This is a genomic window from Selenomonas sp. oral taxon 126, from assembly GCF_001683335.1.
Taxonomy (GTDB): domain Bacteria; phylum Bacillota; class Negativicutes; order Selenomonadales; family Selenomonadaceae; genus Centipeda.
The window spans coordinates 1,465,245-1,480,339 of record NZ_CP016201.1 but is presented as its reverse complement, the minus strand read 5'-3'; the positions used below and the strand labels follow the sequence as shown (position 1 = coordinate 1,480,339).

Genomic DNA, 15,095 nt, shown 5'->3' with positions numbered 1-15,095 from the left:
CCATGACAAAAGCGCCCGATCGACAAATTTCTTCGTCGATGGGCGCTTCTTGCGTCTTTATATACTCAGTTTTTCATCACGCACCGAACACCTCGTTCACGAGGCGGAATACCGTCTCATCCGTGATCTCTATGCCGTTCTTGCTGATGTCGACACCATCCTTGACCATGTTGAGGGAGGGCGGTTCATAGGAAATCTCCGCCTCGGGATCGCGGCCGAAGTGGCTGCGACGATCGAGTGAGGCATTCTCATAGGCGTACTCATCGGGGAGCATCTTGCTCGTCTGCGTGAGTGCCTGATAGTAGTCGGTATTGGGTACATAGGGTCCGATATGGAGCGCGGTGGCGTTCGCGGGATTCTGCACAAAGCGATAGTTCCGAACGACGCTGTCCCCGTCGGGCGTACCATCCGCGAGCTGATAGCGTGTGCCATCGGGACGCTGATACTGCGCCTTGTCCGATGCGCGATAGTAGCCGTTGATCTGGTAGTCGCCCCAGTGTAGGCGGCCATCCGGCGAGTTGTAGTAGATCTCGCCGGGCAGAGCCTCATCACCCACACCCGTCTTGTAGCCCTTTCCTGTCGGCGTGCCTGTATAGCTGTCGGGCAGCCCCTCGTTGATCCAACGCGTCTGCGGATCGGATTTCAGATGAATCTCCTTCGGCGTGATTCTGCCCGTCTTACGGGTAGTTGACGCAATCTCATTGCCCTTCTCATCGACGATCTTGTAGTTCGCGGCATCCGTGCCGGAAAGTTTCAGATTATAGTCGACATCCTTGTCCGCTACTGTACCGTCGCCGTTCTTCCACGCATTGTCCTGCCACGCAACATTCGCGTCACCGTACGTCGCCGTAGAGGCATTCGTCACATCATCACCTGCGATGAGCGCAGACTTTGTCGCATCCGTTGCATGGCGGAACCGGACAATGGTATCGCCGTTTGTAACGAGATTCCCCTCCGGATCGCGCGCCGTATTTGCAACAGTCCGCGTGCCGTCATAGACCTTCGTGAGCTTCGGCAGCTCCGACAGCGTAATCGCACGGCGGTTGATCTTGCCTGCACCGTCGCCGAAGATCGCACCATCCCAGCCATTCTCGAAATCAAAGTTCCGATTGCTGAGTTGAACCCGATACTGCACGCCGCGATTGTTCTCACTCGCATCCTTGCTGCGCACACTGCCGAGCGGCTGATACGTTCCCGTAACCGTCGAGATATCCTTGTCCTGCAAGCGCGCGAAGGGCTTTTCTCCCTCATTGCGCGGCAGGCGCATGCGGCTCGCCTCCTTGTCGAGGTACTGCTGTGCATTGTTCACGGCATCCGTGCCGTCGTACTCCTTCACCGCATCACCGAATTTTAGGCGGAAATCGCTCTCGCGTACCTTTGCCTTCGTGATCGTGCCCTTGCCATAGCCCGTCTCATCGAAGTCATAGTTGTCCGCATCATTGCCGAGCAGCGTACGCATCGCGTCACCCAGCTTGCGGTACTGCACATCCTTCGCCGGCTCACCCGTCTGATTGGCATCGGCATCCGGCGTAAAGGCACTGTCCGTCCTGCCGTAGCCGTAGTCACTCGGCACCGCAATATCACGGTTCTGCGAATCACGCAGGATGAGCTGCTCACCCAGAGGATTCACACCGTCCCGGCGCATCGTCGCACGCGCATCCGCGTCCTTCACGAGCGCAGTCACATCCGTGTTCGTGCTTGTCCCATCATACGCACGCGACACATCACCGAACGTGATATCGAGGCGGCGCGGCGTGATCGTATTGTTGTTCGTCGAGGTCTGAGAGATCACATTCCCGCGCTGGTCGACGAGTTCATAGTTTCCCGCGTGCGCGCCGTCAACCGCCACATTGTAGTTGACCGTCTTGCCCGTCCCTGCCTTCTTATCGGCAAAGGTCGCCGTCGAGACGTTCTGTACGCCGTCACTTGCGAGCAGTCCGCGATCGCCGTTCTCCGCCTCCATGCGGACGATCGAATCACCCGTCTCAACCTGCGCGCCGCGATAGTACGTCTTGACATGCGGGTCGGTCGGATCACGGAACACCTTCCTCGTTCCGTCATATTGCTTCGTCAGCTGCCCCAGTGCATACGCCGTGACCTGCCGCTTCGTGATGACGCCGTTCGCCGTCTTTGTGATTGGCCCCGTGATGTCAAAATTGCCGCCTATATAGTTCAGTGTGTAGGTCACGCGCGGCTGCGCACCACCCGCCACATTCGGCGTGTCGTAGTGCGTCGATGCCTCATCGGCACGGATCGTGAGATCGTTCTTGATATCGATGTCCGTGCCGTCGATGTTCACCGTTGCACTCGTCAGATAGTTCCTGAGCGCGTCCGGCGTGTTCAGCCCGCCATGCTTGACCGCACGCGTGCCGTCATAGACCTTCGACGCCTCGGCGAACGCCAGCCCGTTCGTAATATCATTCGAACTAATCTGGCGCGGCAGGATCTTGCCGACGCCCGTCGCCGTGTCGCTGTCCACGCGGTAGTTACGCGCCTGCCCGCCGGCATGGTTGTCGGCATAGTTCTTGAAGGCGTTCTTAATACCGCTGTAGGAAATATTTTTATCGACCACAACGCCGTTCTCGCGGCTGACATTCGGATCGGAGTAGAGACCATTGATCTCGTTCGCCGCCGTCTGGTCAAAGGCAAAGCCCTCGCCGTTAACAAAACCCGCGAGGCTCAGTTTGCCCGCATCGGGATGCGGCAACGTGCCCGTCCCATTCGGGCGGACAACTGTGCGCGTGCCGTCATATGCCTTGTCGATCGGAGCAACGCTCACCGTCAGTGTCTTCTTGTAGATGTCCGCCTTGCCGCTGCCGATGCCCTTCATCTCGCCATTCGCGTCGAGCGTCTCAACGCTGCCGATCTTATAGTTCGAGAGCGTGTCGGCATCGCCCGAGAGCGTCAGCTCGTAGGCGACGTTTCGTCCCGCTGTCGCAGGTGTACGCGCCTCCGCCTCCTCGCGCGTCTCTGCCGAGGCATCGGGGCTGCTGTATGTGCCCGTGACCTTGAGTTGGATCTTATTCTTGTCTCGATCTACGACGCCCGTCAGATTCGCCTTTGCCATTGCATTTGCGAACGTCTCATTCGTTTCCGTGAACGTCTGCTCGCCATCGTACTCCTTCACGAGATGCGGGGGCAGTTTCGTCGCGAGGTCACGTTTCGTGATCGTGTCGCCCGTATGCTGAATCCTGCGGGTGCGCGCGCCGTTGAACTCAAAATTCTTCGTATTGATCGTCACATCATAGTTCACGCCGTTTGCATGTGCAACGCGCTCGTCATTGTACGCCGCGCCCGTGAGTTCAATATCATCGAGGTTGATATCCACGAGGTTGCCGCCGCCGAGATCGAGCTTGCTGGTCCGGAAGCGCTTCTTGACATGCGCCAGATCCTTATAGGTCTGCCCGTTCTCCACATACTCGACATCCTTCGTGCCGTCGTACATCTTCGTGGCGTTTGTGATATTGAACCGGAAATCGTTTGCGGTGACCGAGCGCTTGCGGATCGTGCCCTTGCCATATGCCGTATCCGCAACCGTATAGTTGTTCGCGAGCGCGCCCGTGAGCACGCTCCGGACATTCGTATACTGGACATCCTTGCCGCGCTCGACAACATTGCCGTTGGAATCCACAACAACATTCGGATCCCTGTGGAACGTCGCATCCGTATCGCCCGCACCGTAGAGACTGTTCACACTCCCCGTTGCAGAGCCGAATGTCGCGCTCGTAATGCCATCCGCCGCAAGTGTCGCAGCCCCCCGCCCGTCGGAATTGCCCGCCGTCACGGAGTTGATCGTCTTTGTATTGTTGGTCGCCGTCGTATCGTACGGCTTATCCACATCCGCAAAGCCGAGCGTCATCGCGCGCGGTGTAATCGTACCCGTCGCCGAAAGGTTGAGCCCGTCCTCGGCATTGGCCGTCGTGCCGTTATACGAGATCTGATAATTGCTCCCTGCCGCGCCGTCAATGCTGACGCGATAGGAGATATCCTTCGTCGTCACATTGCCACTGCCGTCGCGGGCGACATTCTTATCCGCTGTACGGCTTGCGAGATTGTTGACATAGTTCGTGCGAATCGTCATCGCCGCGCCGTCATTGACCTCTGCACCGTTCGACGTACGGACGAGCTTATTATCGTTTGTCGCACCTGCCGCATAGGTCACATTGCCAAGCGCATCATCGTCAACAAACTTGTCGTAGTGTCGCGCATTCGTATCCACGAGATTTGCATTCGCATCGTAGATCTTGTCGATGCCCGACTTCTGCGCCAGATCGAGGTTCAGCACGCGGCGGTCAATCGTGCCCTTGTCATACATCTCGAACTCATTTTTGCCGGAAATCTCGATATTGCTGTTGTTCAGCCGGAACTTATACTTGACACGGATATTCGTACCCGCATCGGCACTGACATACCTCGTCTCTTTCTCGTCAATCACGAGATCGCCGCGCAGGTCAGCCGTATGCCCGCCACCGAGGTTTGCCGTCGCCGTGGTGATATAGTTCTTTACATCCGCCTTAGCGCTCGAACCGTTGTACTTCACCGTCCTAGTGCCGTCATAGACCTTATGTGCGCCCGTGGTGGCAAAGGTGATATCCGACGTATTGATGTTCGCCTTCGTGATCGTCCCCTTACCGTAGCCGTTCGTCGCAAACTCATAGTTGTTCGCGCCGAACGCCGTGCCCATCGCCGTGCCGATGCCCGCGTACTGCACGGATTTGTTCGTGCCCGCGTTCGGGTTGGCGGCAAAGGTCGCATCCGTTGTGCCCGTACCGTACTGACTCGTGACACCCGTCAGCCCCGTGATCGTTGTGCCGCTGACATTGGCAGAGCTATCCTCACGGAGCACCGCTGCATCGGTAGCCGAAACAGACGGTGTGATCGACGTATTCGTCGGTGTACCGTCATAGGACTTCGATACAGGTGCAAACGTCACGTCCACCTTGCGCTTTGTGATTGTGTTATTCGTCGTCGAGAAATTGCCGTTATTATCCGCGCCGTTATATTTCAGATTGTAGTTGCCTGCATTGGCGCCATCAATCGCGAGCGTGTATTTCACGGTCTTGCCTGTACCCGCGTTCTTATCTGCATACACGGCGGTCGTCGTGTACGTTGCGCCATCGTTGCCGGTCAGACCTGAGAGCGACACCTGATCATTGAGCGCGCTGCCCGTGATGACATTGCCCGCCGCATTCTTCACTACCGTTGTTGCATCATAGGTCTTTGAGAGCGGATTCCTGACCGTTGCGGTGACATCCTTCTTCGTGATGATGCCGTCGCCCTTCGTCGTGAACGAGGTGACACCCGTCCCGAGGGAGAAGTTGCCCTTCCCCGAGCGATCCGTATAGCTCAGTCGGTAGGTGACGCGGTTGGCCGCGCTACCGCCGTCCACGTCCTTCGTGTCATACTTCGCCTCCTCGAGCTTTAGATCGCCGAGGATATCCACTGCAGGAGCAGAGCCGACCGTCACCGTCGCGCTCGTAATATACTTCTTCTGATCGGTGGTCGTGCTCGAACCGTCCGTCCACTTGACATCCCGTGTCCCGTCATAGACCTTCGTCGCCCGGGTCTTCGTAAAGGTAATCGAACCATCATTCAGCTCATATGGCGTGATCTCGCCCAGCCCCTTCGCCGTAGACGCAAGCGTATAGTTGCCCGCATCCGTGCCACCGAGCGTCAGATTCGAGTAGTTGACCCAGTTCTTCTGCGCCGTGCCGCCAATCGTCTCCGTCGTGCCATCGCCGTTGACATTCTCGCTCTGATACGACTCCGTATGCGTGGCGAGATTCACCCTATCGCCCGACACAACACCGTTTATTCCACTCTCAAGACCGACCTGCGACGCAGGAACATTCTTCGTCCCGTCATAGGCCTTCGTCACCTTTTTGAGCGCACCCGAAAGATCCTTCGGCGTGATCGTTCCTGTCGCCGAAAGTTTCAGCCCCCCCGCCGCACTCGATGTGCCGCCGTCAAAGGAGTAGTTGTTCGCATCGCCGCCCGTGATGGATATGTTGTATTGGATATTCTTGTCCGCTACATTGCCGCTGACACGCTTGACATTCTTGTCCGGCGCCGGCGTGCTCGCATCGTTCATGTAGTTCGACGTGATGTTGAATTTCGTCCCGTCATTGACAAGTTCTTTGGATCCCGTTGCATACTGCACATTGCCCGCGCTGTCCGTCTTGGTCAGCGCGTTCCAGTTCTTTGTCGCAGTATTCTTGAGCGTGGTCTGACCGTCGTATTCCTTGTCGATGCCCGTGCTCTGCACAAGGTTCAGATTCAGCGCACGGCGCGTGATCTCGCCGTCGCCCGATGCCGTCAGATTCCCGCTCTCAAGGTTTTGCCCGTTCAGCGTGTAGTTCCGCAGAGTATCGGCATCGCCCGTCGCCGTAATGTTGTAGGCGACCTTGCGTGCGTCGGCAACATTTGCCGTCTCCGTGACGCCGTCCGTCTTCATGAACTTCGCGCCATTCCCGCTGATGGCAAATTGGATCTTAGACGCATCTGTGCCGACGAGCTCGCCCGTATTTGCCGTGAGTGTACTCCCCGCAGGAACTGTATAGGCGCTCGTGCCGTCATAGACCTTCGTTGCCTTGCCGCCGCTGACCTTAAACGTGTTCGGCGTGATTGCCTTGCGGTTGATCGTGCCCTTGCTGTAGACATTCTCATCGACATCGTAGTTGTCCGCCGCCGCACTGAACGCCGATCGGAACGCATCGTCCATATTCGCGTACTGAACATCGTGCGGTGTGCCGTTGCTCGCGTTCGCGTTCGTGTTAAAGTTCGTCCCCGAGAGACGTCCGTAGTTGCTCGATGCCGTATTGGCGGTCAGCATACCCCGATAGGTGGTCTGCAATGTACCCGCCGTAATGCTGTCACCCGAGAGGATCGTATTGATGACGGTGCTCGTGGGATCGTCCGTGATTCCCGTGACCGTGGCAGACGCATTCGCCGACGTGCCGTCGTAGGTCTTCGTCACGTCGCCCATCTTGATGTTCAGCTTGCGCGGGGTGATCGTGCCCATATTCGCGACGTTGTTCCGTGTCGCGGTGACGGTCTTGCTGTCGCCCGTGCCGTTCACGCTGCTAATGACGTTATTGCCCGCATCGACGATCTCATAGTCGTCCGCATATTTGCCCGTGAGCTGCGCCGTGTAGTTGACCGCCTTCTTGATGATCGTGCCGTCCGTATCACGCGCGACATTCTTATCTGCATAGGCGGCGGTAGAGGTGTTCGTCGGCTGTCCGCTCGGGTCCGCGATCAGGTTCAGCCCGACAATCTTGTCCCCGTGCTGGACGTTCCGATTGCCGTCCGTATGTTCCGCCATCCCGTCATAGACCTTCGAGATCTCCTTCGTCTGCGCCTGAATCTTGGCAGGGGTAATAGCCCCCTTTGCTGTGACTGCGTCGGGATTTTCTGCATTTACATTTTCGAGATTGCGCTTAGATGCCGTCGTGCCGAACTCATAGTTCGAAAGCGGGCTAACACCCTCGTTCTTCGTTCTCGCGATGACATTGTATGCGACATGGTTCGCCTCAGACTTGTGCGAGGTACGGTTTGCACCCGCCGCATCACTGGTAAAATGCCCGTTCTCTCCCGTCATCGTGAAATAGATATTGTCCTTGTCCTTATCGACGACACCCGTATCGGAGCCGGTCGCCGCTGTCTTTGCGACAAGTGTCTCGCCGTTTTTGAGCGCAAAGACGCTCGTACCGTCATAGACCTTTGTCGCATCGGCGATGTTGCCGTCCTTGTCGCGCACCTGAAAGCCCGATTTCTCGATCAGGCGGCGTGTGATCGTGCCCGTGCCGTAGAGGGTGGAGTCGACGCGGTAATTGCCGCCGAGTGGATTTGAGATGTTTGCATACTCGACATCATAGGGATTATCGCTCGCATTCACATTTGCCACGAACGGTGTTCCCTTCGTCCCATAGCGGCTTGTGATACCTGCCGTGGAGAATGATCCCGTATTCGTGCCGTCCTTGGCAAAGACACGCCCGCTCAGCTTGTCATCGAGACTATCCACCTCAATTTTATTGTTGTTTGCGGTCCCGTCATAGACCTTTGTCACATTCTTAAACGTGACCTTGACATCACGCGGACTGATTGTGCCCGCATTCACCTCGACACCGAGGTCTGCGGTGACCGCGACATTCTCCGTGCCGGAGTTCGTCGCCGTACTGATGACCGTATTCGCAATCTTTTGGATGGCATAGTCGTCTGCGTACCGCCCCGTGAGCTTTGCCGTGTACTTGATGTTCTTCTTTGTAACGGCAGTCCCTGCATAGGCGACATTTGCATCATCCACATTCGATGCGTTCACATAGGTCGCCTTGGAGTCGTTCGTACGCTTGTCACTGTCGGAGGTCCAGCCCGTGAACGTGACGACATTATCGCCTGTCTTTACATTCTGACTGCCATCCGTATACTCAGCCATACCGTCGTAGATCTTATTAAGGTCTTTCTTGGCTTCCGCCGTGAGAGCCTTCGGCGTGATCCTGCCTTCGCCCGATGCAACGACGGCATCTGTCAGCTCTCCTACCTTCGTTGTCCCATCGACAGTGTAGTAGTAGTCCGAGAGCCGATGTGCATCCTCATCGGTCGTTGCCGCCTTGATATTGTACGTTATGCGTTTCGCCTCGGAGACGTGCGATGTTTTCGTCGCGTTATCATCCTTGGTGAAATACGCCTTGTCCCCCACCAGACCGAACGTGATTTTATTCCGGTCACGGTCAACGATGCCGGTATCCGGAGCAGTGGATGCGCCGACGTTGGAGGAGAGGTAGACATCACTCCCCGGTGTATAGCTATCTGTGCCATCATAGACCCGTTCCGCAGAGGCGGCTGAATGATCCGCTGTTTTGTAAACTTTGAAGTCTTTCGTGGAGATGCCGCGCGGCGTGATCGTTCCATTGAGGTCAATCCGGTCATTCTCGACCTTCGTCTGCGTGTTATTCGGCATCTGATAGTAAAGCTCGTAGTTGTCCCTATCATTGCCCTGCAGCTCTACATTTTTATAGCGGATCTTGTGCGTGCCCGCATGGACCTCGGCAGACCCATCACTTTTGATATAGGTCGGGCTTCCGATGTTATTGTAGTTAATCGAGACATCGTCTTTTTTATTTGCATCATCTGATTGAATCGCAGCAGGATCCGTTTCGTTGTTGTAGTGCAGTGTATCGTCCAGCTTGATGTTCGGATCTGCCTTCATCGTGGCATCGGTCACGGCATCCGTGCCGTCGTAGACCTTCGTCGTACTGTCCTTTACAACCTTGAGGATGAGGGGGGCTTTCGTGATCGTCGCCACGTTCTCGACGCGCCGCCCCGCAGAACCGAAGTTGAAGTCACTTTGGGTGATGGCATAGTTGCTCTGATTCGACCCGCCGAACGTCAGGCTGCCCTTCAGCGTGACCGCCTTGTTCTTACCGACGTTCTTATCATCCATCACTGCGTCGAAGTCCGCCGAGGTCGTGATCGTCACCGAGCCGTCGGCGATATCCTCGGGCGTAATGCCGCCCGCCGTGATTCCGCCGTTGCGGATTGCAGCGTTGTACTGATCCTTCACTGACAGCTTGCCGTTGTACCTGCGCGTGACAGTGATATTGGAGTTCTCCACTGTAACGCTGCGCTTGTTGATGGTGACGTTGACGTTGCGCAGGTTCGGGCCGTCCTGATCGGACCAGAGCATCGCCTTCGTCCCTGCGTTACGGATGTTGTCCGTCGTGTTGAGCGGTGTTGCCGTATCCTCATAGGTATAGATCTTGTTCGTCGTCGTGTCGAGGGTCTTGTCATAGGTGACATTCGATGTGTTGCCGACGTTGCCTGCCCCGTCCACGATCTTCACAATCTTGCTGTCGTACGTCAGCCCTGTGATGTCTGCGTGATTGTTCGAGATGGGATCCTTATTTGCATCCCCCGCAACGGCAAAGCCGTCCTTCTGATTGAACTTGCGGTAGCTGTAGTTCGCACCGATTGAGCCAACGGAATCCACACGCCCGTTCATAAATGCGGTCAGGAGCGGAAGCGTCCGCCCCTCGTAGATGCGCCACTTCGCACCGGGCGCACCGTCGTTGTTGATGCTCCAGTTGGAATCGGAGTAGGTTTTTGAGGCGTAGGCATCCTTGTCCCCGGTTGCACCTATTTTTTCAGCTTTAGTACCATTGATTTTATATGTGTTGGTGGCAGCACCTGTCGAGAGCGCATTATCATTCGACGAAAATTTTGTACCGACAACACCATAGGAATTCTTGATCGTTGTCTGGTCATCTGGGTCTGCGATATACAAAAAATATGCCGCAGTCCCATCGGTATTCGTTGCCGAACTATATGAATTCGATATATCTGTTTTTTTCCCCGAGTGCCCAACAATGCCGCCACCGGTAAAATACGCTGTTGTCCCGGGATTATCTCTACCGAGAACAGCCTTGCTGTATGCACTGTCAATGACCGTATGATCCGAACCACTAGATGTGGCACTCCCGGTAGATCCAACAATCCCGCCATATCTGCTCCTACGCCCCTCCACCTTTGTGGTCTCCGTCGCATATACATTCTTCAGGATGGACGTACCTGACGTATGCCCTGCAAGGCCGCCCGCATAGCAATGACTGTTATCACGTTTTCCTTTAATGGTCGCCTGGGAAACGCCGAGGTTCTCTATGCGCGCATTGCTGACCTCGCCAAACAGTCCCGCACTGTCGATATTATTACCACTATTGGAGATATTAAAATTCTGTACGCGAAAGAAATTACCGTCAAATTTGCCGGTAAATGCACCTCGCCCATTCCCCCCGATGGGCGTATGCTCTGCGCCGCCGAGGTCAATGTCCTGCTCAAGCATATAGTTGCCCGCGAGCGTTGTGATGTCCGTATTGATCGCGTCCAGCTCGGCTTTATCCTTGACGAGCTTATAGTATTCGGGATTGACACTCACAGTGTGGACGGTATAGTTCGTGGGAGCTGCTGCCGTGCGATAGCCGATATGGGCATAGCCGCCATCGGGATCGGTGGCACTCGATGCGGCAGGTGCAGTATACATATCAACGGAGCTGAGAGTCCCGCCACTCGTCTTCACATCGGCCGCATTGAGGAAGCGGATATGTGAACCGTGCACCTCGACTGACGTTGCCGTGATCTTGCCCATATTCACAACATCGGCTTTCAGCGTGGCGTTATTGACGAGAGGGGATGTGCCCGCCGACTCAAAGGCAGTCTTTGCGGTACTCGATACGCCATCCTGTGTGGAGACATGAAGATGCCCGACGTTGACCTCTGCACCCTTGCCGAAGATCACGCCGTTCGGATTGACGATATAGACATTGTTGCCACCCTCGATCTTTCCGTTGATGTTCGAGGTGTTCGCACCCGTGACGATGTTCAAATAGTTGTTCGTCTTATTGCCGCCATCATACTGAACGGTCTCACCGTGATTGACAGAGTAGTCCCGCCAGTTGATGACGTTATTCGTCGCTGTTGCTGTGATCTTCGTCGTGTTCGCGGTATTGCGGTCAAACTTGACCCCTGCTGTGTAGTCATGCTCACCCGTTGGCGCGGCAAATCCGACCTGTGGAATCAGAAAAGCGCCCGCCATACCTGCGATAATTGCATAGCGCACACGTTGCGAAAGTTCCGTTCGATAGTTCTTCATGTCCGATTCCCCCATTGACCCATTACTGCTTATACATTATATCGGATAGTATGCCATATTTTATAATAGCATAGGCGTATGATAAAAACAAAAAAGTCCTCCAATCGTCCCAAAGATGATTGGAGGATTTTCCTAGATTCCCTATATTTCAGAGCATTGCCTTATATCGTCCCCACTCTGACTGCGGGATTGCGAGTACAGACATTGCCTTCTCTACAGAGAGCTGAAGCTCCGTCATCATGCGTCGAATGGCTGAAATGCGTTCGCGTTCCATGCCGCGCTCCAGCGCCTCTGCCACACGTTCCTCACTCACATCCCGAATCAGAGCATCCAACGCCGCATTCATCGTACTCTCTCCTTCCTCAGTCTTCTTAAACCGTCCCGTCCGTTCGGCAAGCACATCGTAGTACATCTCATCAGGATTTGCACAGCGAAAATCATGCATCAACTGACCGAGCGGCGTGCTCACGTCCGTGATTGAACTATTGACATAGATAATATGTGAACCATCGTCAAAGACATCATCTGTTTGTATTTTAGCGTATTCAATGTGTGCGTGCAAGGAATACTTCCGTCATCTTTTTGTGCCCCTTCCACCGCTTACGCGATCCCCCTTCCCCGTCATAACGGGGAAGCCTTAAGATAACGGTATATCACTGTCTCCCGGCAGGGCGAGGATGCGAATGTACCAAAAACAAAATCTCCCCTGCCGGAGCAAGGGAGACATCTAACTATTTCGGTTTACTGTAACAGGCTCAGCACTGCGCTCGAGTTCTGATTCGCCTGTGCGAGCATCGCCTGTGCCGACTGCGTGAGCACGTTGTTCTTCGTGTATGCCGTCATTTCCTTCGCCATGTCGGAGTCACGGATGACAGACTCAGAGTCCTGCACGTTCTCGGATGCTGTGACGAGATTGCTGCTCGTATAGCCGAGGCGGTTCTGCGCTGCACCGATGGCAACCATCTGATCGGTCGCCTTGATGAGCGCATTCTCAAAAACATTGATCGCGGCATTCGCCGCCTCGCGTGTCGTCACCTGGACCTTCGGTCCCAGACCAACAACCTGTGTTCCAGGCTGCCAGCCTGTCGTGTCGCGGTTCCATCCCATGCCGTTTGCAGACTGCAGACCAAGCGCCACCGACCGCATATCTGTGAAGCCGACCTTCGTCGCCTGATTCGCCATCGTCCCTGTCTGAAGGACGATGGAGTTGTCCGGGGAGGGGTTCTGTGCACGCACCGTCTCGCGGAAATCGTCGAGCACAGCATTGACTTCGTTGCGCATACGCCCTTCGCTGTCCGTCACGCGGAAGGTTATCCCGCTGATCTGATTCTCCACACCGGCATTGCGTGCACGGATGGAGATTGCCGGCTGATTGTCTGGCGTATAAATTTTCCTGCCGTATTCATCAATACCGATTTGCGCATCCTTGCGATAGTAGCTGGCATGACCGTTCGTGATAAGCCCCATCGCATCATTAAGGGAGCTCGTCCCAATCGGGGAAAACGAGTTCGTATAGGTAACGCCATTCCTCACCCACGATACGGTAATCGTATCCGAGGAATGTATACCGACATCGTTGCCGTCGCGGCGCTTGAGTTCGGTCAGACCGTCTGTCGGATCTGTGTCCTTTGCAAGACTCATATTGGCAAAGGTTGAATATGTCCCTTTCCGGTTCGGACGATCTCCCTCAACGATCCCGTTCTTTGAGCCGTCGATCAGATACTTCCCGTTGTACGTGGTCAGTGCATTGTCGTCGATCTGATCGATGAGGCGGTCAATCTCCTTCTGGATGACCGCACGATCCTCGTCCGTGTTCGTATCGTTTGCGGCGTTGATCGCCTTTTCCTTCAGCGTGCGCAAAATGTCGATGGTGGACTGCACCGCCCCCTCTGCCGTCCGCAGGAGTGCCGAGCCGTTCTTTGTATTCGTATCGTCCTGATCGAGCGCACGCACCTGCACGCGCATCCGCTCCGAGATCGCCATCCCCGAGGCATCGTCCCCCGCGCTGTTGATCTTCATGCCCGAAGAGACCTTCTGCAGACTCTTCGAGAGTGCGCTCTCATTCTTGTTGAGCGTGTTGAGCGTATTCACCGCCGGCATATTATTCTTGACCACCATCGCCATAAAGACTGCCTCCCTGACTGTTATCTATGGATGTGTACCGAAATAATTACGTAAATAGACGGAGATACGCCGTCTTGAAAGTTATATCGTCAAAATGGTGGAGGGACTTAAATATTTTTCCAATTTCTTTCCTTGACTTGATCCCTTACGCAATCAAACACAACAAGCAAAGAGGACGGCTATTCAATAGTTTTTCACATCGTATGACTCAGCCGCTTGCAGTTGGAAGCGCCGCTTTGATCTGGCGCAGATACTCAATCGTACATCCGGTTTGTCTTGAAATTTCTTCTAACGAGAGATTTTTTCCAAGCAACGGCAATACTTGCAACATCATCTGTATTGTCTCTTTGCGCTCCTCCTTGCGCTCCTCCTTGATCTTCATCTCGTACGTCATGTAACCCACCGCCTCTCCTTCGATCATCTTGACCTTCTGTATTTCCTCATCAATCTCCTGCACAAAGCGGTCTGCTGTCAGCACTCCGTCAACGTACTGCAAAAACGCCTTGATGGAGGAGTCAATCTCTCCAATCGAGCCCTTCGTATTGAGAAATATCTTGCGCGCATCATCCCGCAGTCGCAAATCCGTATCCTCTATACAGCGATTCTCGAATGTGTAGAGATACCGCCCCGCATCAAACGGATCAAAGGGGCATATAAATATGATAATCGTTGGGTTCAGACTGTCATAGTCCGCCCCCAACGCCATCAGGTCAACATCCATCATCGACTGATAGTAGCGCGTCCGCTTCGAAAGCCCATCGCCCTCGGGCTTTCGCACTTGCATCTCGATGTTATAGACCGTTCCTGCATCATCCTTCACGTAGACATCCAGACGAACGCCCTTGCTGTGATAGCGCGCCGCCAAGGTTTTCTCTGTTTCGAGATAGTCAATGTCCTCAATCTCAATGTGAAGAATCCGCTCAAGCATCTGCTTGCAGATACGCTTACGGCTCATGATGAGCTTGAACATATAGTCATCCTGAATCGTCAGTTCTTCCCACGGCTTGATTCGATACTCACTCATGACATCACCTCTCTACTTCTATTTTATGAATTTTTGCGGCGGAATGCAAGAAAAACAAACTGTTAGGAAATCACTGACAAGGGGCTGTTGCACGAAACGCTCGTGCAGCAGCCTCAATTTTGTTGCAAAAAACAGTTCCCGGTGTTTTCAAACACCGAGAACTGGCGTAAAATAAGGGTATGAACAACCAAATTTTACACAAGGATTATACATCCTTCGGAGGCTCATTTCAAGTCAGCCTCCCCCTCAATTTTGAATTTCAAATCGAACGGGACGATCCCGTCCGTCCCCTGCGCCACTGCA

General features: G+C 54.8%; 4 protein-coding genes. All 4 read right to left on the bottom strand.

What is annotated here, in order from left to right:
* Window positions 1-76: 76 nt before the first annotated feature.
* Window positions 77-11,644, bottom strand: coding sequence for a YDG domain-containing protein (locus AXF19_RS06560; protein ID WP_066846674.1), 11,568 nt, complete (start codon window positions 11,642-11,644; stop codon window positions 77-79).
* Window positions 11,645-11,792: 148 nt separating this feature from the next.
* The gene (locus tag AXF19_RS06555) at window positions 11,793-12,206 is read right to left on the bottom strand and encodes a hypothetical protein (protein ID WP_066846672.1); all 414 of its coding nucleotides are present in this window, start codon (window positions 12,204-12,206) and stop codon (window positions 11,793-11,795) included.
* 179 nt (window positions 12,207-12,385) lie between these two features.
* The gene (locus tag AXF19_RS06550) at window positions 12,386-13,768 is read right to left on the bottom strand and encodes a flagellin N-terminal helical domain-containing protein (RefSeq protein ID WP_066846670.1); all 1,383 of its coding nucleotides are present in this window, start codon (window positions 13,766-13,768) and stop codon (window positions 12,386-12,388) included.
* A 208-nt stretch (window positions 13,769-13,976) separates the two neighbouring features.
* Window positions 13,977-14,792: an Rpn family recombination-promoting nuclease/putative transposase gene (locus AXF19_RS06545; protein WP_066846668.1), complete on the bottom strand. Its 816-nt coding sequence runs from the start codon at window positions 14,790-14,792 to the stop codon at window positions 13,977-13,979.
* Between the last annotated feature and the right edge of the window lie 303 nt (window positions 14,793-15,095).

Bases quoted from the DNA above. Each gene is read 5' to 3' on its own strand.
- AXF19_RS06560 (WP_066846674.1), bottom strand. From the start codon at position 11,644: ATGAAGAACTATCGAACGGAACTTTCGCAACGTGTGCGCTATGCAATT.
- AXF19_RS06550 (WP_066846670.1), bottom strand. From the start codon at position 13,768: ATGGCGATGGTGGTCAAGAATAATATGCCGGCGGTGAATACGCTCAAC.
- AXF19_RS06545 (WP_066846668.1), bottom strand. From the start codon at position 14,792: ATGAGTGAGTATCGAATCAAGCCGTGGGAAGAACTGACGATTCAGGAT.